Here is a 24036-nt window from a genome sequence, read left to right as displayed (position 1 = left end):
TGATGCTATTACACACTTGTAAATAAAAATAACAAATCGTCATTGCGCAGTCATAATCAAGGTGCAAAGCAGCACAATGCACTCGCACTTAATACGGACAACCGATTTTTTTGGAAATACAATGAACAAGCAAGTGATTAAATCAGTAGCTTTGGGTCTAAGTTTACTGTTAACCGTTGCAGGGAATCAGGCAAGCGCCCAATACTTCGGCGACAAACAAGCAAAACTGGTAGTGCTCGAAGAAGTCAAATTTCAATTTGAGAAAAGAGATGTAGAAGCAGTAGGGACAGCAGAAGCTGTGCGTTCAGTTGTACTGTATCCAGCCGTGGCAGATGAAGTTACCGAAGTCAACTTTGTTCCCGGACAGCACGTGGAGAAGGGAAAAGTTCTGGTCAGACTGGATGACCGACGTCAGCGCGTAGCCGTTAGGCGTGCGGAATTGCAATTGCTGGATGCAGAGCGTACCTACAAACGTTTGCAGGAAAGTCGCGCGAAGGGTGCCGTCCCCCAAAGCGAACTGGATTTGGCGCAAACGGCCAGAGATCTGGCAGAAGTCACATTGGCAGAAGCAAAAGCAGATTTGGAAGACCGGGCCATTGAAGCGCCCTTTAGCGGGGTCGTAGGCCTGACCGATGTAGAGGTAGGTGACCGCATTACCACGACTACAGTTATCACAACACTGGATGACAGAAGCAAGTTATTTGTGGATTTTCGCGCCCCTGAAGCCTCGCTAAACGTACTGCTCAATAACCCTGAAGTTAGCCTGCAACCGTGGACAAATCGCGATACGAGCCTGCAGGCTGAAATTGCCGAGGTCGATTCCCGCATCAGTGAAACAGATCGCACACTACGGGCCAAAGCCATTTTAGATAACAGCGCAGATAATTACCGGCCCGGGATGAGTTTTCGTGTCAATTTGGCTATTAATGGCAATGAATACGCGGCAGTACCAGAGGCATCACTGCTGTGGGGGGCTACCGGTGCGTATGTATGGGTAGCCAAAAACGGTAAAGCCAAGCGTGTAGACGTCAATGTTCATCAACGTTTGCGTGGGACAATTCTGGTATCTGGCGAACTCGCGCCGGGCGATATGCTAATCGCTGAAGGCATACAGCGCCTCCGCGAAGGACAAGAAATCACCACAGAACTGGCGCGGGGCGTTCAAAATGGGTAAACACGCCTTACAGACTGGCGATCTCCCCTCACTGTCAATTCGCCGCCCTGTTCTTATTGTTGTTCTAAACCTTTTAATTGCCATTGCAGGCTTTGCTGCGCTCAACGGCCTGGAAGTTCGGGAATTACCCGACGTCGACACCCCAACGGTGACGGTCACGGCACAATACCCGGGAGGGTCACCGGAAACGGTGGATGCTGAAGTAACCAGCAGACTCGAAGGTGCGGTTGCACGCGTCAGTGGTGTGAAAAACATCTATGCGCAAAGTGAAGAGGGTTCCGCACGGGTACGCGTCGAATTTCGCCCTGGCATAAACCTTGAGGATGCAGCAAACGAAACCCGAGAATCAGTAAGCCGGGTACAGCGGCAACTGCCTGAAGACGTAGAACAAGTGTCTATTATTCGCGCCGACAACGATGCCCAAGCGGTGGTCAGTCTGGCCGTATCCAGCAATACTCTGGACATGGAAACATTAACTGAGCGGGTGGATACCGATCTTGCGCCACTCTTTTTGAGTATACCCGGCGTAGCAGATGTGCAATTGCGTGGAGACAGAGAGCGCGTACTACGGGTGTCCGTTGATCCGCTGAGACTCACCAGTTTCGGACTCTCGATGACAGATGTGGGCGATGCGTTAGCCTTGGCCCCGTTTGATGTTCCGGCTGGGAGTATACAGTCACAGGATCAGTCCTTAATTGTGCGGGCCGATGCGACTTCTGTATCAGCGGAAGATGTAGCCAATATAGTAGTCAGTGGCGATATTCGCGTGGGAGATGTAGCCAGCGTGTTTTTTGGCCCTGCCGACAGTACCAGTTTGGTTAGATTGGACGGCAAACCGGTTATCGGCCTTGGCGTGGTAAGACAGGCCAGTTCCAACACCATAGAAATTTCTGACGAAGTTATTGCCATGGTGAAAGACCTCAACAAGCGTTTTGTGGACATGGACATTGTAGTTACCAGTGACGATGCGGAATTTATCCGCGACTCAGTGGGAGAAGTAGTAGGTTCACTCACCATTACCGTGGTCCTGGTTGTATTTACCCTACTGATATTTATTGGCTCCTGGCGAGCCACCATTGTTCCAGCCCTGTCTATCCCAGTCTCATTAGCCGGTGCTCTCGGCGTGATCTGGATGCTGGGTTTTTCTATCAACATTCTCACCCTGCTGGCGTTGGTACTGGCAACGGGTATGATTGTTGATGATGCCATCGTGGTATCTGAAAATATTCAACGTCGCAGAGGCATGGGGCTTGGTGCCAGGGCTGCCGCCGTGATTGGTACAAGGGAAGTATTCTTTGCTGTGGTGGCAACAACGGCGGTACTCGCCTCTGTGTTTATTCCCATCGCTTTTTTGCCCTCCACTGCCGGACGCCTGTTCAGGGAGTTCGGAGGTGTGTTAGCTGGTGCAGTGATTATTTCTTCATTCGTTGCCCTATCACTGGTTCCTGCCCTAACCGCTCGGCTACCTATTAAGCAACAGGGCGACAAACAAAGCTTATTTTCAAAAACACTGGGGCGTTTCGGTAACGGGTGCTTAAGAGCTTATCAATCATCACTGTTGTGGGCGTTGAAGTACGCCTGGCTGGTAGTATTATTGAGTTTGATTGCCGCAGGTGGTGCCTGGTTCACAGCTCAACACATCAATAACGAACTACTGCCAAGCGAAGACCGGGGAACCATACGTATTTTTGCACGAGGTCCGGATGGTGCCGGCATGAATTTTATGGACAGACAAGCTCACAAAATGGAAGAAGTGCTTCTACCTTATGTTGACAATGGCACTGTTGACTCCATCTACACAGTAGTGGGTTCATGGGATCCAAATATCGTTTTCATCACAGTTCCACTTAAGCATTGGGATGACAGAGACAAATCCCTGCAGGAAATCGTGTCAGAAATTCGACCTAAATTACAGGCCATTCCCGGAGCCCCCGGAAACGCCTTTGGTGGCAATAGTTTAAACTTGCGTGGTCAGGGAGGGGGCATGGAAATCGCGCTCACCGGAAGCAGTTATGACAGTATTTATGACGCATCGCTGGATTTTGCCCGCGCCATTGAAGAGACCATTCCAGAACTCGGGACACCTAGGGTTAGCTACGAACCCACACAGCCACAAATGCGCGTCAATATCGATCGTCGCCGGGCTGAAGAGTTAGGCGTGCCGCTTAGCGATATTGCATCCACGTTGCGGGCTGCCGTTAACGGTGACGATATCGCCGATCTCAACGTCGGCGATCAGGCCATTCCTATTATGCTGCAGTCAAGCAACCGCAATAGCAGTAATCCCTCAGATCTCACCAGTTTGTATGTTAAATCGACCAATGGTTCTCTGGTTCCCCTGTCCAGTGTTGCCTTCATCACAGAAGAAGGCGTGGCTGCGGAACTCGAGCGCCAAGCACAGCGACGAGCAATTCAAATTGAAATGGAACTACCTGAAGATTACCCCATCAACGAGGCTGTGGAGAAGTTGCGTAGCCTGGGTAACGAGACTTTGCCAGACGGCATCGGTCTGGTATTTTTAGGTGAAGCACAAACCTTTGAAGAAACTTCGCGTCAAGTGGCCCTGACTTACGTATTAGCATTTGTCATAGTGCTGTTGGTATTAGCAGCGCAATTTGAGAGTGTAAATAGCGCCGTAGTCGTGATGCTTACAGTTCCCTTTGGTATTGCTGCAGCCATTTACGCACTATACCTGACAAATACCACCATCAATGTGTATTCTCAGATCGGCCTTGTGATGCTCATTGGGCTTCTGGCGAAAAACGCGATTTTGCTTATCGAATTTGCCGACCAACTGCGCGATCATGGCCATTCCGTTTACGATGCCATTGTGGAAGCGGGGAAAGTGCGTCTTCGTCCTATTATGATGACCTTAGTATCCACCATTCTTGGCGGCCTACCACTTATCTTATCTACCGGTGCTGGCGCGGAATCAAGAAATGCTATCGGCTGGGTAGTCTTCGGTGGGCTGGGTATCGCGGTGATATTTACTCTCTACCTGACACCTGTGTTGTATCTCGCACTGGCGCGTTTTACCAAGCCCCGTGCGGATGAAACACAAAGGCTGGAAAAAGAGCTCTCTGCAGCTGATGAGCAGCAAATTGCCTGAAACACATTATCGTTGAAAGGCATAAAAAAACGCATCTGTTAAGATGCGTTTTTTCTGGTCTTCCTCAGATGCTAATTTAATTCCTGAGAAGATACAGGCTTAGCCCGATTAACCAGCGCCTTTGCCAGTACTTTGTGAGTAAGCAATGACAACAATTCAGTTTCCTCTTCGCTGCGCTCGCCATCGATACCAGTGATCCCCATTGCTACCTCCAGGGCTTTGTCGGCATTGTAAATGAGATCCGACTGTAGGGTGCGAAGATAATGCTGCTCTTCACCGGCGTCGAGCACTTGCCGCGTTTGGTATATGGCATCAGTGAAAAATGCTTCGCGACAAATAGGACTCTGCCAGTTGAGCTCATTAATAATTGACTCCAGATAATCTTGTTCCGACAAGGTAACTTTGCCATCGACCTGGTACAAAAGGACTGACAGGCGGATTAATGCCTGATTGAATGCCTGTTCATGGGACAACTGCATGATATTCTCCGTTGTGTGCCATATGCCTTAACAGTTTTGCTGATTGCTGCAATCAACGATTGCGTGTCACACTAATTCCCAATTGTGACACGCCTATTACGCATAGCTGCTACATAAAGTTCAGTATGTTACACAGGCATTTATTATAGTAGCATTAACAAAAATGTCACTTTTTGTTTAACTAATTCTCCCATTTACTGATGTCTTTCATCTCGAGTATTGAGACGGTTAACGCAACCCCAAAGTGACGTCATTAATATAGAAATTTCCACTAAAAATCCGATGGGGTTCACCATTAGCATCTAGGGCAAAAAAGCGTTTGTCATTGTCGTCCAGGGCCTGGTAACCACCAATTACCTGGTAAAGCCACACTTCCGGGTCAAAAGGCAAATCATGCTCGGCATAATAGCTAAGTGCTGACTTTGGCTGCCCGGAATCAATGACATCGCAGAAGTAGTCATCCACAGCGAGATGAATCGGGTCTTTTTCAAGAGAAATACTGGTTTGTTCAGAGACGTCAATTTCCTGGGAAGCCTCAGTGTCCGACGCATCCCTTGCAGCGCGATGTATATCAGTGAGGGTAGACACAATACTCTGGTATTCCGTCTCGTGTTCCACGCGATTAACATCGGCGCTGGCACCGGCGAGTACATGATTTGACTGGTTGAACAATACGGGGATCTGACTGAGCGCAGCATAATTACTGGGGGCAAAATCAGGTTGTTGCTCCATGTGCAACAGGAAGCCTTTAAGTATGCGTGTACGGCCCTGAAATTCCCTAAATCGCCCCAGTAAATCTAACAGGCGAGCCTGCACGACTGACAGCTCCTGAGCTGCTTTTGCAAAGCTCTGCTGCAAGGCTACCACTAGCAGGTGTCTGAGCTCGCGGTTACTGCCGGCAAGCTCACTGAGCTGATCAAAATGGAAACTCTCCAGTTGTTGAAGCAAGTCGCTTACCTGCCCCTGAGCCAATTCGTTTTCGCGAATTTTAGCTTCCACAGAAGACACGTAACCAAATTCGTTGTTAATGCGGCTGAAGAGTACCCGAACGCTGTTCGTCAGTGATTCAGTGAGCTGATAAACGTGTTCAGTTAAATCGCCCATGTGGGCGTGTGCTTCGTTGAACCGATGGTAATGCAATGCTTCTTTATAGTGCTCAGCTAAAGTTCTCAAGCTCGCTAAAGACGCCGTGATGTTAGTGGTAATAGTGCGGTTTCTGTCATCTTGTAAACTGCCTTCCAGCAAAGTGCGCACGGCATTTTTTAGTCTCAGTGGACTTTGTGGATCAGGGCGCCATAGCACACCGAGTTGAACGAGTTGGTCGAGCACTTTGCGGCTGTAGTCACTTTCATTTACCGAACCGGTAATGTAAGCCTGCATAATGAGATCACTGTGCCGACCCATGGCATTGAGTAACCGTGTGCCAGCCTCAATCAACGGTTGACTCATAGCAGGCTACCCTGCTGAACGGCGGCTTCCGCCTGTTCTGAAAGTGACAAAGATTCCGTTTCATCAATAAATTTAATCATTTCAAAAAGGTGTTCGACCTTTCCCGTCACCAGATAAATTTGCTTTTCAGCATTCGGTTTTATCAAATATCCCATGTCAGTTAACCGCTTAAACACCTGCTTAATTTGCCCATCAAGGTTCACACTGGTGGAATTAAACAAGCGGTAGCGGGAAATCTTTTCCAGTTGCTCAGCGTAAGCGGGTGTGTCTTCGATCACGCTCTGCAATTCATTTAGACGAATGGCGTTACCCATGGTAACGGGCATATCCGATTCACTGGCCTGCTGAACCAAGAGCAACCATTCCACCAATGGCACCAATGCTGATGCTGTGTCTTGAAATTGCTGTGTTAGTACTTTTCTCTCCTCATCGCCGATAGACAAATAAGCGGAAAAAAATACATCGCCTTCTGCTGTTGACGCAAGGGTTCGGTTAAGAATATTTAAATGAGGTTCCAGTTTTTCTGCATTATCGCGACTTTTCAAAAAGCGCCAGGCTTCTTCATCACTAACCTGGCAAATAAAATGCCCTTGCAAAAGCATACTTAAAATTCGGCCTTGTTCTGACATCATGCGGACGCCTCCTGTTCACGACGGGCTTTAATTCTTTCGGCGATGGCGCTGACTTTGGGCTCAACCACCTGCAGTTGCCGGCTAACTTTATCGATCAGATAACGATTTGCAAACAGCGCAAGCACATCAGATTCGGGATTCGGAAACGCGCCTACAACACTGATGTTATTATTCTGACAGGCGTCGAATATTTTCTTTACATTACTTTGGTGCAACGTACCCAGTTCATCAATAGGCCAGTGGATAGTGGTCTCCGCTTGGCCACGCAGTAAACGGGTAAACGCCAGTAGAAATTTACACAATATCAAATACGCCATTCCATGACTGGATGACTCATTGAGCTGACGGTCGGTTCTGATCACCAAATCACTGTTGCCCTCCCGTAAATGAAGCTCAATATCAAGTAGCTTACTGATACCACCTGTTAGCGCCGCACGACCGAGAATGTCGAGCACACTTCGCATACTCTGACCATACTCTTCATCAGGCAATTCATTCGCGCCCTGCTCCATCCAGGCCTGGTAAAGCCTCCGGAACTGCTCCAGTTCCGGCCAAAATTCAAGTTCACTGATGCGAGAGCGAATTTTTACAGCCGAATCGGAAACGCCGTCCAGGAACAGCTCTCCATCAACTTCTTTGGTAATGCGACGACTTTGTGAAACAATGCGCTTATCAATATCGGCCAGTACGAAATAGTACTGACTGAGATCGGCGCCGAATATTCGCCCCTGTTCTTTTAGCCCCTGCAATTTTTGCGGCACGATGACATTGAGCAATTGAGCCAGATGCGTCACCATTCGGCGATGATCGATACTCTTCACTCCGTGGACATTCATTGTGGCGCATTCCTCCCGAGCACGCTCCCACGTGTCAGACAAGCCGGTACCCGCTTGTGCAGCGATAAGTTGGTCGAACCGTTCCACATAGGCTTTCACATCAGACAGCAAATTCTCTCGCTCTTGCAGCGCACTTTGCACCTGAGACAGACGCTGATTAATAGACAGTTCATCTTGTCTTGCATCACTTGTCGGCGTTGCCGATGGCAACGTAATTTTTGCCAGGTTTTTCGCAAAACTCAGTACTTGCTCGTACTGTTCAGATGCAATTTTCAAAGCAGACTCAAGTTTACTTTGCTGCTCCTTAAGCGCTTCCCGTTGTTCTCGATATGCACTTTGCTTTTGCGCCAGAGAACGCTCAGCTTCTGCCAGCGCCTTTCTTGCGGTCGATAAAGCATTCTGCCAAGTAACTTTATGCCCGGTAAATACCGTCTGATACCAACGCTCGTAATCCTGTACTTTATGCCGGTTTGTTTCCGTGCGATAAATATCTTCTTTCAGCGCATTGATTCGCTTTTTAATGGCGCCGATTTCATCCACATCCACACCGCGATTATTCAGTTCATTTTTAAGCCACTGCTCCATATCACGGCGATCTTTCGCCGCGGTCTCTTTCGCTTTACGAATATCACTGTCAAGTTGCGCGATGCGGGCATCAGCGTCAGCAATAAGCTGTTGCCAGTGAAAACTGTGCTCTGTTTCTGCCTCGCGCTGCTGATCTTTCATTTCTTCTCGGTCAAGCTCATACTGGGCAACAAGTTGTTTTCTGGCCTGAACACTGTCATCCAATTTTTTACGCGCTTTTCGCTTTCTCTCTGCAAGTGCTTGCTGATATTCACTTAATACGCTGTCGCGATCCTGCTGAGCTCGCTTTCGGGTTGCTTCAGCACTGCGTACGCTGTTGTCTTTCTGGGTGAGGGCCAGCTCTGCATTTCGCACGTTTTCGTTGGCTTTTGCCAATGCAGCTTCACCATCGTTTTGCGTGTTTAACGCATCCGCCAGTGCCGCTTCAGCCGATTGCAACTGCGCTTTTAGTTCTTGTTCTGTATTGGCGTACTCGGGAGTGTCCAGCGCTTCCAAGGCTAAAGATATCCCAAATAAACTGTCTCCCGGTGCCGCCGCTGGCGCCAGATCTTTGCGTTTCAACAGTTCCGGACGAATGACTTTTCCTAAAGTCTGCTCCCAGTTTTCAAGGTTGCCACGAAGAAACTCCAGTAAAGAACCTTCGCCGGGATAAAGCAGTTGGTGAATACTCTCGACCTGTCTCTCCGCCAACTGGTACTGCGCTCTTGCTTTGTCCAATGTTGACGACGCATCCTGGCGTTGTTGAACCGCCTGACTGTGTTCCTGTTGTGCCTTTCGATATTCAGCCCTTGCTGCATCTTCACTGATACTGGCATCTTTTATTGCTGCATCGAGCAAGTCCAGCTGAGACTGCTCAAACTCGTTAAAACCCGCATTATTCAACGCGGACTTTAATTCCGCTACCACCACCTTCACATCGCTCAACGCATTCTGATGAGCGTGACTAAGCGATTGTAATTGTTGGGAATAATTATCTTTTATAGCTTGTAACGCGTCTCTCTCCTGTTGCTGGAGATCTCCGCGTTTTTCAGCGACTTCCTGCCGACTTGCGGACAACGCTTCCAAATGCGTACTCAGTTGCTCTCCTAATTCAGCAATTCGACGATTGTACGTTGATTCGATATCTTGGTGCTTTTCAGTAAGGAGAGTGTATCGACCTGACAGGGTTTGACGTTCGTTTTGCCACTGACTTAAATTAGCCACGTCTTCTTTGAGCTGTTCAATGTCTTCGTCTTGCCAACGCTGAAACTCTTCTTCAACCGCATCTAGTTCAGCGGTGTACTTTTCAACGTCAGCGCGAGCCGACGACACAGTTTGATTCAGCATATCCCGGTGTTCAGCCCAGGTCGTTTCATTCTGTTTGCGATCAAACTGGTTATCTTCCAGCGCGTTTTTTGCCTTCGCCACTGCTTCAGTCAAATAGGTTTTGTCGGCTTCAAACACGTGCTTGAGTATCGCCAACTGTTGTTCCGTAGACGACAAGGCCATATCAGCTTGTTCGAGTTTCGCAAACTCAGGGCGAATTCGATCGAACTGCTTGATAAGCTGGCATTCCCGCAACCAGTCATCCACTCGGGTGCGACTGAGATTAGAGGTAGGTGGCTGCACCCCATCCTCTTCCAAAATGGCGGCAATCATGGCTTTAATGGTTTCCATTTTACCTTCTTTGGAATGCACAGCTTTAGCCAGTTTCTCAATGTGACGCACGTGCAGATTAGGCGGACACAGGCTAAAGATACGCGCGTAACCCAGTAGTTCCCGCGCATTGCTACTCTGATTAAGCACACCGTGGTCGTTTTGCAAAATGGCGCGAAAATCTTTTGTGGTCAGCAGGCTTGTTACCAGAATGTTGTTGCGCTTCATCCCACGGGCCAGTTCTGCGCTACTCACACTTACATGCTTCCCGTTTTTCTGTGCAATCAGGTAATCATCAATGTCAAAGGGTTTACCAATAAAGCGATAGTTAACGCCCGTGCCATTGGAGCTCAACACCGCCTGACACAAGTCGCCTTCCGCTCTTGTATACTCATAAATAATAAAAGATGAGGTTCGCGGCAAATACCAGCGTTCGAAGCTATCTCTCGTGGCCGGTACGACCCTGCTTGGATACTCTCCGTAAAACACGGGGATAAGCCGTTGTAATGTGGTTTTCCCCGAAGCGTTGGTACCGCATATATTGGTGTGACCATCCAATTTTAGTTCAACCACACCAGGTAAGTGTGTATCGATGAGAATAATTCGTTTTAAACCGGCCATAAAAATCCTGTTGTCGTGTCGGCGTTAGTCTGGCAAATGCACAATGTTCTTGTTCGAGTAATGTATTGCCCGACCGCATTCCCAGATACGAAGGTGAAAATCACAAGCTACCGGCTTCGCTTTTCCGGACAGGTGAAATAAACACCATCTGTTTCGTCAAAATTCAAGAGGCGGCAGTTTATTATGAAATGCGCCTGTTGCCCAGTTTCGATATCCAGCAGACGTTGTACGTGCACATTTTTCAATCACAAAAGATAGCAATATAGTTACAACAAGTTACAGTTAACCAACTCACAGTGTTAAATAATGATCTCCTCACTTAATTTTGAGGTAACGATTATGTTGAAACAACGCACCTTTTTTTTGCCGTTTTGTTTATTGCCGTTTTTACAAGCATGTAACAGTGATAGCAGCGACATTCTCGACGCGCTGAACGCCAACCGAGCGAAGTGGGAAAATAAGCAAATCAGTGACTATCAATTTGAATCGCAGCTGTCCTGTTTCTGTTCCCAGGAAACCAGTGACCCACGGCTTGTACTGGTAGAAAACAACGAGATCATTTCCATTGCCAATATGACAACGAAAGCACGGCTGCAGTTAGACGAATACGATACACAAACCATCAGTGAATTGTTCCATCGCATTGCCATTGAAGAAAGTCGTGCAGAAAGTTTGACCGTGAGCTATCACCCGGAACTGGGTTATCCAACCTTTATAAGTGTTGATGGCGATAAACAAATTGCCGACGACGAATACACTATCACTGTCAATGATCTCATTCCTGCTGACGAAGTGACATGCGCAGAGGTAGAAGTGCCCGGCATATCTCTGTCAATTTTTGACAACAATGAACCTGCTGCATGTGGTGTAACCATTACCGTGGAAGATAAAGATGATAACCAGACAGTCGTCACCACAGATGAAAATTGTGATGCCAGCGCTCCGGTATCCTTGCTACCGGAGCAAGATGGCTACTTTGACATTACCATTGAAAAACCCGGGTATAATACTGTGACATTAAACGATACTGGTATTGCAAAAGATTTATGTCATGTGATTACCCGTGACATCAGTGTAACCCTTATTCCGACGGAATAACCAGGTATACGTCACACGACCAAAAATCGCGGCGACAGATAGTAAAAACCCCCGGGGTAGACGATATCACCTCAGGGAGTCCTTTACTTTCGCGATTGGATTATCTGGGAGGGAACATTCCACCGCCACCGCCCATACCACCAGGGGGCATCATGCCCTTCATTTGGCGCATCATTTTCTTCATGCCACCACCGGACATTTTTTTCATCATTTTCTGCATTTGCGTAAACTGTTTCAACAGACGGTTTACGTCCTGAATCTGAGTGCCGGAACCAGCCGCGATGCGACGTTTGCGCGAACCTTTTATAATATCCGGGCGTGCGCGTTCGCCCGGCGTCATAGAATTGATAATGGCTTCCATTTGCGTAAACTGTTTTTCGTTTGCCTGATCTTTAATTTTATCCGCCATGCCTCCCATGCCAGGCAACTTATCCATCAGCCCCATCATGCCACCCATATTGCGCATTTGCTCTAACTGTTCTTTGAAATCTTGTAAGTCAAAGCCTTTCCCTTTCTGGACTTTCTTGGCCAGTTTTTGCGCCTTGTCCTTATCGACTTTTCTTTCGACTTCTTCGATAAGACTAAGCACGTCCCCCATTCCCAGGATACGCGATGCAATGCGCTCGGGATGAAATGGTTCGAGGGCATCCACTTTTTCACCCATACCGATGAATTTAATCGGTTTGCCGGTGATCTCTCGGACCGACAAGGCCGCCCCACCACGGGCATCGCCATCGGCTTTAGTGAGAATAACCCCAGTCAGAGGGAGCGCGTCATTAAAAGCCTTGGCCGTATTCGCCGCGTCCTGACCTGTCATGGCATCTACCACGAATAGTGTTTCCACTGGTTTCACGGCACCGTGCAACGCTTTTATTTCGTCCATCATATCCGTGTCGACATGCAAACGACCCGCAGTATCGACCAAAAGTACATCGTAGAACTGTTTCTTTGCAGCATCGATTGCGCCGTTCACAATGTCTATGGGTTTTTGTTCGACAGACGAGGGATGAAAACCAACTCCAACCTCTTGCGCCAAGGTTTCCAACTGCTTGATAGCTGCCGGACGATAAATATCCGCACTGACCACCAGCACTTTTTTCTTTTCGCGCTCCGTGAGGTATTTCGCCAACTTACCCACGCTGGTCGTTTTACCTGCCCCCTGAAGACCCGCCATAAGTACAACGGCAGGTGGTTGGGCAGACAAATTCAGCTTTTCGTTGGCCTCCCCCATGACAGATTCCAGTTCTGACTGGACAATTTTGATGAATACCTGACCTGGTTTTAGCGCCTTGGTCACTTCTGTGCCCACGGCACGCTCTTTTACCTGAGCAACAAATGTTTTTACTACGGGTAAGGCAACGTCTGCCTCCAGTAGTGCCATACGCACTTCCCGCAGCGTTTCTTTGATGTTGTCTTCGGTGAGTCTGCCCCGCCCACTGACGTTTCGCAGTGTCTGGCCAAGGCGTTCGGATAAATTCTCAAACATATCAAGTGGCTTCTGTATTCTTCATTTTCAATTGTCGGTTATTATAGCGAAAAAGCGTACTACAACGAACCTTGTTTGGGTGTATTGACGATATATTCTATCAAACAACGCAAAAACAATGGTTCTGGTTGAATTTTTGTTGAACTTGCAGTAACAATACAGGCTCATAAATGAAAACAGTTCCTATTAACGCAACTGTCTGTTGTTGGTAAAGAACAAGTAATCTCAGACAGCCAGTAGCGAGACGTTTAGCTGCATGCAAATCAACGCCAGAAATTGACACAGGAATCAGGATGACCACCTTATTTGCCACCATTGGCATAATATTCTATTTAGCTTCAGCAATACTCCTCGTGGGTAAGATGGTTAACCATCAAATAAGTAACAAAAAACTGGCTTTTGCTTTGGCGATAGCCGGTGCGGTAGCACACATATTCTATCTGTCTCAGGTAATCGTGCTGGCCCCCGGCCAGAATATGAGTATTACTAATGTGCTGTCGCTGGTCTCCTGGCTAATTACCGTATCAATGTTGATCAGTGCGTCGGTTCTGCCCAACACAGTGCTTCTGCCCGTAGTCTTTGGCTTTTCGGCCATGACTATTCTCGCTGCCGGCACACTGCCTGCAAGCCATATCATGCACATCGAAATGCAACCTGGCCTGGTGATCCATATTACCTTGTCTTTGTTTGCATATGGCACCCTAGTCATTGCTTTTCTCTACGCGCTGCAGATGTCATTTATTACTTACAAACTAAAACAAAAAGGCGCGTCCTTACTACACTCCCCCCTGCCACCGCTTATGTTGGTTGAAGGCATGCTGTTTAAACTGCTGGTGGTGGGCGTTGCACTACTAGTGATGTCCCTATTCAGTGGTTTTGTTTTCCTCACTGATATGTTCAGCGCAGAATATGCGCACAAAACGGTATTGTCACTCATCGCTTTGGGCGTCTACCTGGTGTTGTTAGCGGGCCAATATACATGGGGATGGCGAGGCAAAACGGTTATCCTGCTCACAGTAGCAGGGTTGTTGTTGTTGACACTGGCGTATTTCGGAAGCAGATTCGTGCGGGAAGTTTTGCTTTAACTGCACAATATAGCGCTTAAGTACGACAAATTTGCTCATTAAATCAAAGATTCACAAACTTCCCCTTGAAACACGGGCTGCGAATAACTAAATTGGGAAGTCCACCAAGGTAAAGGAACCCATTTTTTGGACGACATATCAACGAGTACGTTATTTATTGCATTAGGCGTACTGATTTTCTTATCTGCCTATTTCTCCAGCTCAGAAACAGGCATGATGTCGATTAACCGCTATCGCTTAAAACACCTTCAGAATGAGGGCAATCGCGCAGCCAATCGCGTCCAGAAATTACTCGAAAGACCTGACCGTCTCATCGGGCTTATCCTTATCGGGAATAACCTGGTCAATATTGCGGCTTCCTCTATCGCAACTATCATTTGTACCCGTTTATTTGGCGATTACTGGGGCTTTTTCGCGACCACCTTTGGTCTGACCCTCGTGTTACTGATATTCGCAGAAGTAACGCCGAAAACACTGGCTGCGCTTTACCCTGAAAAAATTGCTTTTCCCAGCTCGCTAATATTACTGCCTCTGCTATTTGTTCTGTATCCGTTTGTAGCGCTTATCAACAGCATCACCAATGGCATTTTGTTTCTCCTGCGCATCAACCCGTTAAACGGCAACGATGACTCACTAAGCCGCGAAGAATTGCGAACAGTGGTTTATGAAGCGGGCACCATGATCCCGAAAAAACACCAGGATATGCTGGTAAGCATTCTGGACCTCGAAAGTGTTACTGCAGAAGATATCATGGTTCCAAGAGCGGAAATCGTGGCCATTGATATCAATGACGATTGGAAAAAAATTCAAAAGCAACTTACCCATTCACAACATACCCGGGTATTGCTTTACCGCGACAGTATAGACGATGCAGTAGGGTTTGTTCACGTCAGGGACGCACTCAGGCTGCTGTCTAAAGATCAATTCACCAAATCCAGTCTGCTCCGTGCTGTAAGGGAGATTTACTTCACGCCGGAATCTACTCCTCTACACACGCTAATGTATAAGTTTCAGGCCGAAAAAGAGCGTATTGCTTTGGTGGTAGACGAATACGGCGACATTATGGGCCTGGTAACATTAGAGGACATTCTTGAGGAAATCATCGGCGATTTCACAACATCCATGGTGCCGGATCACAGCAAAGAAGCAAACATGCAGCAAGATGGCAGTGTTTTAGTGGACGGCAGTGCAAACGTGCGGGATTTAAATAAGGAAATGGGCTGGCATCTGCCTCTGGACGGCCCAAAAACCCTAAACGGTTTGATTTTAGAGTATTTAGAAGAAATTCCAGAACACCAGGTGAGCGTGAGACTGGCCGGTTATCCCATGGAAATCGTCGACATTAAAGACAACATGATAAAAACAGTGAGAGTGTTGCCGGAATATTACCTCGCTCAGAACGACGGCTTGCCTGATCTTTAAAGCTTGTCTTTTTCCCGGGCCCGCTTTGCGAGCACTTGTGCTTTTGCGGCAGCAACTTTCGACGATAGTAAAGACAACTTATTCATGATGTCTTTTAATTCTTCATCGTCCCGCAAGTCGGCTTCAGCTATATGACTTTCCAGCGATCGCCGAAGCAAATCCGGAATTGATTTTGTTGCCATGGGGTTACTGCCTCACGCAGCCGGTTACACTCTCACTACCCTCTTTATCGGTCACCCGTGGAGAATCTAAAGTGTTTTTTTGCGGTTTTTGTAAGCACAGATCAATCGCCCTGATAGTGGCTGAGAAGTTGGCCATTGTGACTATTCAAGCGGTATTCCACAATCGCCATTGATGCTGTAGCAAACAAACTGTTTGTTTTTACCGTACTGATTTCATCGAGGAAATAGCTGACAAAGGGCATATGGCTTACCAGCAGTACACTTTTTACGGGTTTTACTTTTCCCTGCGCCGCACTGAGTAGGGTGTCGAGATAGTCGTGGGCAATCTGAGGGTTACCCTCCGGCACAATGTCATCACACTCCAGTGCTTTGCCAACACTAACATCGAGATTCACCAGGTCAAAAGTTTGACGCGCCCTGCGATATGGGCTGACAAGGGCCAGGTCAACCCTCGCCTCGGGACAATAATTTTCTACTAACCACTGCGCCGCCTGCGCTACCTGACGTCTGCCAGAGGCCGTTAGCTGCCGGCTTTTATCGTCTATGCGAAGCGATTCAGCTTCACCGTGGCGCATAACAATCAGCAAAAAGTCATCGCTGGAATTTTGACGTAGCATAAGTTAATGAATATGATAAACGACTTCTGGCAAACAATAGCAGACCCGATAAGACTCGCCTAGTCTTTATAGGTAAGACTTTAGTGTTTTAGACTAAATACTTAACCTGGGAAACATGATGTTTTCGTTTCTCGCGATAAAATGCAGTAACACAAATTAAAAGAGAGCATTTTGATAGCATCATTTACCCCTGAATCCGCAGAGTTCTTTACCTTGAAAAATGGCCTTCGTGTCATGATATGTCCGCAATCTGTTTCAACGGCCACTTATGTATCCATGGCAGTGAAAGCTGGGCACTTTTATGATCCTGCACATTGTCAAGGCCTCTCTCATCTACTTGAGCACATGATGTTTTTAGGTAGTCGTCACTTGCCAAAAGCCAATGCGATAAATGACCTTATAGACAGTGCCGGAGGCACGATTAATGCGTGGACGGGCACAGAATATGCGAATTACCATTTCCACTGCGACACTCAAGAAATAAAGCGCATATTGCCGCTGTTTGCCGATATGATGCGCACGCCGTTGTTATACCACGAAGCCATGGATAGAGAAATTCACGCGATAGACGCAGAATTTCAATTCAAGCGCAAGGACGATCTCAGGCGCTTGTATCAAATCCACAAAGAAACGGCAAACCAAGCACACCCTTTTAGTCAGTTTTCAGTTGGAAGCGCCGAAATATTTCGGGGCATGCCACCATCTGAGCTACACGCAGCCCTGCATCGTTTTCACGAACAATATTACGTTGCCAATAATATGTGTCTGGCCATTTTTACTCATAAACCGGATGCGGTTAAGGCATTAGTTGCTCAAAGCTTTGCCAGTTTGAAACCGGGTGAACCTGCTTCTGCGTCATGGCCTCCTCTTTACACCCGGAACCAGCTTGGGGTTGAAATTAATATTGTGCCACTGCAGGCTGCTCGCCGCATGATAGTCACTTTTGCCCTGCCGGGTTTGCACAATGATGTACAGACAAAACCACTGAATTATTTTAGTCACTTATTAGGTGATGAAGGGGAAGGTAGCCTGTTAGCCTATCTGAAAGGAAAAAACTGGGTAACTAACCTCATCGCTGGTAGCGGTATCGAGGGCGACAGCTTTAAAGACTTCAACGTGAGCTTTCAGCTTACCGAAGAAGGCCTAAAACACAAATATGAGCTATTGGAGGCCCTTTTCGCCTATCTGTCATTAATGCAGGTTGCACTAAACGAAAAATGGCGTTATCGGGAAAAAGCGCACTTAAGTGCCCTGGCCTATCAATACGAAGACACCCCGAAGTTACAAATTGCCGTATGCGATTATGCTCAGCACCTGTTTCTTTACAGTGCCGATAATATCAAACAATTACGTTCTACAATCGACAACTACGACAAAATCATACTCGAAGAAGCGTTTAGTTACTTCACACCACATAACATGCGGGTGAAAGTGATTGCCCAAGGACTGGCGACGGATCGGGTATGCGCCCACTATGACGCTGAGTACCGCATGCGAAAAATTGACGCTGATGTACTAACCAGACTCAGTACCCCCCCCGTGATTCCAAGTTTGCAATTGCCGCCTCCTAACCCCTATTTGGGCGAAGAATATCACGTAATTCCCGCTGAAGATGATTTTATCACTCCTGTGCGGTTGCTACACGAGCCGCACATAAGCTTCTGGTTCGCTCAGGACAGTCAATTCCATTCACCTAAAGGCGATATATTTATTTCCTTCGACTGCGCAGCATTCACAGAAGACCTTACATCCGTAGCCGCAAAGCGCTTGTGGTTGTCGGCTTTGAACGACCACTTACAGGCTAAATATTACCGCGCCGAAATTGCCGGACTACACTATCGTCTTTATGGCCATCAAGCAGGTTTTACCCTGCACACTCGGGGCTTTTCAAATAATCAGACAACCTTGGCGCTACAGCTATTGGAAACTGTGCATCACTTTCAGGTTGATACACAACAGTTCGCTCGCATTAAAGCCAGCCAGGTTCAAAGCCTCAAAAATACTTTGATGAACAAGCCCACAAACCGTTTGTTCTCACGCTTAAGCGTGATTGTTCAGCGCAATACCCAAGCGCCAGTTGAGCTACTTAAAGCGGTGGAAGACTGCACATTCGAACAAATGCAGACATATCAAAAACATGCGTTAACTGCCTACTATGTGGACAGTTTTATGCACGGGAATTGGTCCGCCGAAGAGGCTCGTGTTTTCGCGCAAACATTGAAAAAACAATGTAGCGGCGCAACAGGAGCGCCATTGTCCAGAGCCGTGTCACAACTTCCTGTAGGTCAGGCTCTTTATCATTTCGTGGCCTGTGACCACGATGACGCAGCAGTCGTGCTTTATTTACAGGCTCCAAGCGCGGGAATGGAAGACACGGCGATGTGCATGGTACTGGAACAAATGATTGCCGCACCTTTTTTTAATGTTCTGAGAACGGAAAAGCAACTCGGGTATGTGGTTGGCACAGGTTACGTACCCCATAATCAGCATCCAGGCATGGCTTTCTATATTCAAAGCCCTTCCCACGGTCCGGAAGTGTTACTAAGGGAGATCACTGAATTCCTTTTTGAACAGCTCGATGAAATCGATTTTTACCGTTTTTACTGGTCTACTATTCAGAAAAATCTTTTGAAGCAATTGGAAGAAAGAGATTTATCGATGTCTATGAAGTCACAACGCTTGTGGCTTGCCCTTGGTAGTAAAAACAACGATATAAACTGGAACGAAAAACTGGCAGATAAAATCAGCCGCATTTCCTTCGACGAAATCCAGGCCTATGCCAGCGCGATAGCAAAACGCAATGCGTTTGGCGAACTCGTACTGTTTTCGCCGGGTAAGTTCGATGCCATAAACGTCACTGAAAACCGTCATCTTACAGACTTGTCACACTTTAAGCGGTCTACCCGTTACTTCAATTCCTAAAGGCCTGTTGAACTGCGTTTTTTTACTGTAAACCTTTATTTGAACAAGAATCGAGCGCTTTTGACGCCTGACTTTAAAAAAACTTGTGAACGCCAGCGTAATTGGGCATATTGGGACTACGGTGTGAACGGAAGCTGCCGATAAATAATCATTACAATAAATAACATCTCCAAAGGTGTATTTGGTGCGCTTAACCATAAACTGGATTCATATTTGTCTGGGAGTTTTGCTTGTAGCCTGTTTTGTTTTTCAGGGGCATGCAATTTCCATTTCGGACATTTATTTCCAGAACATAAAACAGAAAGACGGAATTGCCGATCACACTATCCTCGATATTGTCGAAGACGAGGACGGTGTGCTTTGGTTTGGCACTGTCACGGGCCTGCACCGCTACACTGGTTACGACGATAGCGCGAAGCAGTACCACCCCCAACCTCTCGACCCTCATTCACTGCCGTCGGCGTGGATAAATGACCTTTATATCGATGAAAAACAAACACTATGGGTAGGTACCGATCAAGGCTTAGCTCGTTACAACCAAGCAAACGATAATTTCGATGTTATCGAATTTGAAAAAGGTAGCGAGCAATCTAAATTTGTTACCAAGATTACCAGCGACGAAAATGGCCGCTTGCTGGTGGCAACTTATACTCAGATTTACAGGCTTTCACCGGATGGTAAAACTCTCGTACCGGCTTTTCGGGGTACCTCATTCCCCGATGACATGCTGGTTATTTTCAACGAACAGCACCGTCTGTGGATCGGCACGCAGAATCATGGCGCTTTTATCCTCAATAAAAACAGCGACAAAATTTTCGCGCTGTCAAAAGCCAACCCTTACGGCTATGTTGTTGAAGAGCCCAAGGTCAAAGATATTCAAATTATTAACGGTGAATACTGGCTGGGTACAAACGACGGCATACTGAAGATCAGTAACACCGGAGAATCCAGTCGCTTGGGGAGTTCCAAGGATGGTGATGATGTTTCCCTGTCATCCGTTTCTACATTTCGCCAAGTAGGTAACCTGGTCTGGATAGGCACATTTGAAGGTATCGCTCTGTATGACACTAGACTTAAATCTTTTGTCGCAAGTGGTGAACAAAGTATTGGGCTTACGGGGTTAAATCAAAAATATATTTTTTCTCTGCAGCCAGACTCTCTTGGTAACGTTTGGGTTGGAACTTACTCAGGACTATTTCGGTATCAGCCTGAACTCAGCGCAGTCAGAACCTTTAGGAATGAAAAAGAATTTCAACGCAATTTAATCTCCTCCACGATATGGGCAATAGCCGAAGACCGCATCGGCAATTTGTGGTTCGTGACGCAAAACGAGGGGTTAGGACGCTTTTCTCCTGAGTTGGGCACCATTGATTACTTCCTGACGGGTGAGGACGACTCTTTTTGGGATTTAGCCATTGATCAATTAGGTCGATTTTGGATTGCTTCATCAAAAGGCATTCGCATTTACGAATTCTCTAACAGCGAGTTCAAACTCCTCGCCACCCTGTATGAAGATAAAATGGTCGACAGACTGTATTTCGATGGCGATGAAGTCTGGTTAACCGTACCACCGAATAAATTAATCTCAATTCCCACAAATCTGCAGACTAGTTTTCAGGGAAATCTTACTGAAAGCGAGTATTCCCACACTCATCAACTGCCTGATTTGCCCAGAGGTTTTTATCCAATTTACACAGATACAGACAACCGACTTTGGATTGCTACTACAAACGGGATAGCTGTTTTCGATCCCATCGAGAATGCCATAGTAAAAAACATAGGAAATTCATTTGGTGGCTTTCAGCCGGTTAACGTGTATTTTTGGCGTAATAACTACTGGATAACCACTTTCTACAACGGGGTAGTACAGGTAAACGCTGATACACTGAACATAGAAAAGGTACAGAGCAAGCAGTCTGATGGTGGTGTTACTTTCTCGTCCCTAGGGTGGGAAAATTCTATTTGGTATACCAACCGGCTTGGTATTACCCGGGTAGACTTATTCACACTAGAAGAAGAAAACTTAATCCCCCGGGAAGCCCTCAATTTTAACGAATTTAGCGAAGGCGCCTCATTGATTACCAAAGACAATGCGCTGGTGTTCGCTGGTATTAAGGGTTTTAATATTCTCAAACAAACATTTATAGAAAACAAACTAAAAAGCACAGGGGTAACCCGGGCCCCGCTGCTCTTTGAATTAAAAGTATTCGGCGGCACCAACAACAGTGGCGAGCAGGACCAGAGTCAAACCCAGTTCAGTAGCAGCCTAATACACGCTGAATCACAAGCACTCACTTTTGACCAGTCCCGGTTTAGCATTACCTATGGGTTGGTTAACCCTGTTATTGCCGAAAATGTTATCTATCGTTACCGCATGGAAGGTAATGTGGATGACTGGTTTCCGGCGGGAACTAACCGCCTAGCACAATTTAATAATGTGCCATTTGGCAATTATGTATTTGAAGTGCAAGCCAAAGAAGGTAATAACAGCTGGTCTGAGAGTAAAACACTCAATATCACTGTGGACCGCCCCTACTGGCTTCATGAAGCCGCGCTCATATTTTACGTGTTCGTAATATTGTCTGTACTACTTTATATTTTTCGCCAGTACCAGCTTCGCAAACAGGGCCAGCAAGCAATCAAGGAATCTGAAGAGCGACTTAAGCTCACCTTGTGGAGCTCCGGCGATGAGCTCTGGGACTGGGACGTATATCGTGGACAGGTTTATCGGGCTAATACCTGGGGAACGTTAGATTTTCCCCAGGACAACATCAGAACCTCAAGTGCCTACGATGCCAACATCCACCCCAACGATATTATACGGGTGCAGGATGCACTTAAAGCTCACCTTGAGGGAAAAACAGATTATTATGAACTCGCCTACCGTGCGAAAACCTTTTCCAACGCCTGGATCTGGGTGCTTGACAGAGGAAAAGTGGTGCAACGGGATCACAATCAGCAACCCATCAGAATGACTGGCACGCTGAAAAATATTCATCACTTAAAGGAGGCAGAAGAACAGCTCAATTTGTTTAAACGGTCCATTGAAAATATTTCTGAAGGCGTATTTATAACCGACACAAACTTCCGGTTTATTTCTGTAAATAACGCTTACTGTGCCTATACCGGTGAAAGCCTTGAGCAGGCTCTTGCCAGCTACATGTATTTCAATCAGTATCCCGACGCCTTTACAGAAGAAATCAAGAAAACCCTGAGATCCAAAGGCAACTGGTCCGGCGAAGTGGAATCAGTACGGATCAATGGTGAGCGCTATGAAATTGAGTTGAATATTGACGCTGTCCATGATGATGACGGCCGTATCAGCCACTTTGTGGGTGTATTTTCTGATATTACATCTCGAAAGAGTACAGAAAAAGAGCTGTTAAAACTGGCGAATGTAGATCCACTCACCGAACTGCCAAATCGTTCTTTCTTCCAGGCGAGTCATCAGAACCTGGTGAGAAAGGCCACTTCCCATGCCCTGCTCTGTCTGGACATGGATAACTTTAAGAAGATTAACGATTCCCTTGGTCACCAAACAGGTGACGTATTAATTAAGCAGATTGCCAAGCGGTTACAACGTATTACGGGGTCAGAAGCCACCTGTTACAGACTGGGGGGGGATGAGTTTAGTATTTTAATGGAAGATCACGCCGACATTCATACTATTACCCATTACGCCCAGGATATTCTGGATAATTTGTCGCGCCCATTTATCATCAATAAGCAGGAATTTGTTCTTGGTGCCAGTATTGGTATTGCGTTTTACCCTGATGATGGGAAAACGCCCCAGGAAATGCTCAAAAATGCCGACACCGCTATGTATTTTGCAAAAAACAATGGCGGTAACACCTACAAATTCTTTAGCGGCGAAATGAACCAGAATGCGGTACGACAACTGCAAATTGAAAATCTTATCAGACACGGCATTAAAGACGATCTGTTCACCGTGTACTACCAACCCAAGGTAGACATTGCTTCAGGGAAGCTAGTGAGTATGGAAGCCTTAGTGCGATTCGAGCACCCACAAAAAGGTATCGTCAGTCCGGGGCAATTCATTCCACTAGCAGAGCAAACCGGACAAATTGTAGAAATTGGTGAACAGGTGCTTCGCAAGGCCTGTGCAGATACCAAACGCTGGGTGAATGCAGGACTGTTTTCAGGCCGGGTTGCCGTCAACATTTCGGCAAAGCAATTTGAACTGCCAAACCTAGACGATAGAATTGAGCGCATTCTACAAGAAATTGGATTATCACCACTTCATCTGGAATGTGAAATTACAGAAGGCACTCTGATGGAAAACCCGGAACAGGGTCTGGAGATGATGAAACGTCTGCGGGACAGAGGGATCCACCTTGCTTTGGACGATTTTGGCACCGGCTACTCGTCTCTTGCCTATCTAAAACGCTTCCCGCTAAATACCTTAAAAATAGACAAAGCATTTATTGACGACATTGCAGAAAGCAGTACCGATCGGCATATGGCTGCCGCTATTATTAACATTGCCCATAATTTGGGGTTAAAAGTGGTCGCCGAAGGTGTAGAAGAAGAAAAGCAACTTACTATTTTACGTCGCTACGAATGTGAAATGCTCCAAGGCTATCTGTACAGTAAACCGCTAAACGCAGAACGCTTTGAAAAATTACTTCAAGAAAATCAAAAGCTTTACAATTTAATCGGGCAAAACTCATACTAAAGTCAAAC

14 protein-coding genes are annotated in these 24036 nt (G+C 46.8%); 7 read left to right on the top strand and 7 right to left on the bottom strand.

The window, feature by feature from the left end; translation table 11 throughout:
* The first annotated feature begins 121 nt into the window (after window positions 1-121).
* Entirely contained in the window at window positions 122-1174 is a 1053-nt protein-coding gene (locus KO518_RS11430; protein ID WP_216025960.1) for an efflux RND transporter periplasmic adaptor subunit, read from the top strand.
* Entirely contained in the window at window positions 1167-4283 is a 3117-nt protein-coding gene (locus KO518_RS11425) for an efflux RND transporter permease subunit (RefSeq protein WP_216025959.1), read from the top strand. The genes KO518_RS11430 and KO518_RS11425 overlap by 8 nt, the downstream gene beginning before the upstream one ends.
* Before the next feature lie 71 nt (window positions 4284-4354).
* Here the strand turns inward: KO518_RS11425 and KO518_RS11420 are convergent, their stop codons facing one another.
* From KO518_RS11420 to KO518_RS11405, 4 genes are all read right to left on the bottom strand, one after another.
* On the bottom strand, window positions 4355-4762 hold the full coding sequence (locus KO518_RS11420) for a TerB family tellurite resistance protein (RefSeq protein ID WP_216025958.1): 408 nt from the start codon (window positions 4760-4762) through the stop codon (window positions 4355-4357).
* A gap of 228 nt (window positions 4763-4990) precedes the next feature.
* Complete coding sequence (locus KO518_RS11415) at window positions 4991-6211, bottom strand: phosphoenolpyruvate carboxylase (RefSeq protein ID WP_216025957.1); 1221 nt, start codon at window positions 6209-6211, stop codon at window positions 4991-4993.
* Complete coding sequence (locus KO518_RS11410; RefSeq protein WP_216025956.1) at window positions 6208-6843, bottom strand: hypothetical protein; 636 nt, start codon at window positions 6841-6843, stop codon at window positions 6208-6210. Before KO518_RS11410 ends, KO518_RS11415 begins: the two co-directional genes overlap by 4 nt.
* Window positions 6840-10520, bottom strand: coding sequence for an ATP-binding protein (locus tag KO518_RS11405; protein ID WP_216025955.1), 3681 nt, complete (start codon window positions 10518-10520; stop codon window positions 6840-6842). The genes KO518_RS11410 and KO518_RS11405 overlap by 4 nt, the downstream gene beginning before the upstream one ends.
* Before the next feature lie 339 nt (window positions 10521-10859).
* On the opposite strand from KO518_RS11405, the gene KO518_RS11400 reads away from it, so the two are divergent.
* Window positions 10860-11618 carry a DUF6174 domain-containing protein gene (locus tag KO518_RS11400; RefSeq protein ID WP_216025954.1) on the top strand — a complete coding sequence of 253 codons (759 nt, stop codon included), beginning with the start codon at window positions 10860-10862 and terminating at the stop codon, window positions 11616-11618.
* A gap of 100 nt (window positions 11619-11718) precedes the next feature.
* On the opposite strand, the gene ffh is transcribed toward KO518_RS11400, so the two are convergent.
* On the bottom strand, window positions 11719-13104 hold the full coding sequence (gene ffh, locus KO518_RS11395) for a signal recognition particle protein (RefSeq protein WP_216025953.1): 1386 nt from the start codon (window positions 13102-13104) through the stop codon (window positions 11719-11721).
* A 293-nt stretch (window positions 13105-13397) separates the two neighbouring features.
* On the opposite strand from ffh, the gene KO518_RS11390 reads away from it, so the two are divergent.
* Window positions 13398-14189, top strand: coding sequence for an inner membrane protein YpjD (locus tag KO518_RS11390; protein WP_216025952.1), 792 nt, complete (start codon window positions 13398-13400; stop codon window positions 14187-14189).
* 126 nt (window positions 14190-14315) lie between these two features.
* Window positions 14316-15611: an HlyC/CorC family transporter gene (locus KO518_RS11385; RefSeq protein ID WP_216025951.1), complete on the top strand. Its 1296-nt coding sequence runs from the start codon at window positions 14316-14318 to the stop codon at window positions 15609-15611.
* Here KO518_RS11385 and KO518_RS11380 read toward each other — a convergent pair.
* Window positions 15608-15793 (bottom strand): hypothetical protein, encoded by a 186-nt coding sequence (locus tag KO518_RS11380; RefSeq protein ID WP_216025950.1) that lies wholly within the window; start codon window positions 15791-15793, stop codon window positions 15608-15610. The two genes, KO518_RS11385 and KO518_RS11380, sit on opposite strands and share 4 nt — an antisense overlap.
* Window positions 15794-15894: 101 nt before the next feature.
* Window positions 15895-16410 carry a phosphohistidine phosphatase SixA gene (gene sixA, locus KO518_RS11375; RefSeq protein WP_216025949.1) on the bottom strand — a complete coding sequence of 172 codons (516 nt, stop codon included), beginning with the start codon at window positions 16408-16410 and terminating at the stop codon, window positions 15895-15897.
* Between the two features lie 171 nt (window positions 16411-16581).
* Between sixA and KO518_RS11370 the strand changes: the two genes are divergently transcribed.
* Complete coding sequence (locus KO518_RS11370) at window positions 16582-19332, top strand: insulinase family protein (RefSeq protein WP_252736101.1); 2751 nt, start codon at window positions 16582-16584, stop codon at window positions 19330-19332.
* Window positions 19333-19558: 226 nt separating this feature from the next.
* Entirely contained in the window at window positions 19559-24028 is a 4470-nt protein-coding gene (locus KO518_RS11365; protein WP_252736100.1) for an EAL domain-containing protein, read from the top strand.
* Window positions 24029-24036: the final 8 nt, after the last annotated feature.

This window comes from Aestuariibacter sp. A3R04 (assembly GCF_018860805.1).
In the GTDB taxonomy this organism is placed as follows: Bacteria; Pseudomonadota; Gammaproteobacteria; order Enterobacterales; family Alteromonadaceae; genus Alteromonas.
The sequence above is the reverse complement of the archived record's forward strand: the minus strand, read 5'-3'. Positions and strand labels throughout refer to the sequence as shown.

Coding starts and splice junctions, on each gene's coding strand:
- ffh (WP_216025953.1), bottom strand. CDS start 13,104: ATGTTTGAGAATTTATCCGAACGCCTTGGCCAGACACTGCGAAACGTC.
- KO518_RS11425 (WP_216025959.1), top strand. CDS start 1,167: ATGGGTAAACACGCCTTACAGACTGGCGATCTCCCCTCACTGTCAATT.
- KO518_RS11415 (WP_216025957.1), bottom strand. CDS start 6,211: ATGAGTCAACCGTTGATTGAGGCTGGCACACGGTTACTCAATGCCATG.
- KO518_RS11430 (WP_216025960.1), top strand. CDS start 122: ATGAACAAGCAAGTGATTAAATCAGTAGCTTTGGGTCTAAGTTTACTG.
- KO518_RS11405 (WP_216025955.1), bottom strand. CDS start 10,520: ATGGCCGGTTTAAAACGAATTATTCTCATCGATACACACTTACCTGGT.
- KO518_RS11380 (WP_216025950.1), bottom strand. CDS start 15,793: ATGGCAACAAAATCAATTCCGGATTTGCTTCGGCGATCGCTGGAAAGT.
- KO518_RS11420 (WP_216025958.1), bottom strand. CDS start 4,762: ATGCAGTTGTCCCATGAACAGGCATTCAATCAGGCATTAATCCGCCTG.
- KO518_RS11400 (WP_216025954.1), top strand. CDS start 10,860: ATGTTGAAACAACGCACCTTTTTTTTGCCGTTTTGTTTATTGCCGTTT.
- sixA (WP_216025949.1), bottom strand. CDS start 16,410: ATGCTACGTCAAAATTCCAGCGATGACTTTTTGCTGATTGTTATGCGC.
- KO518_RS11390 (WP_216025952.1), top strand. CDS start 13,398: ATGACCACCTTATTTGCCACCATTGGCATAATATTCTATTTAGCTTCA.
- KO518_RS11410 (WP_216025956.1), bottom strand. CDS start 6,843: ATGATGTCAGAACAAGGCCGAATTTTAAGTATGCTTTTGCAAGGGCAT.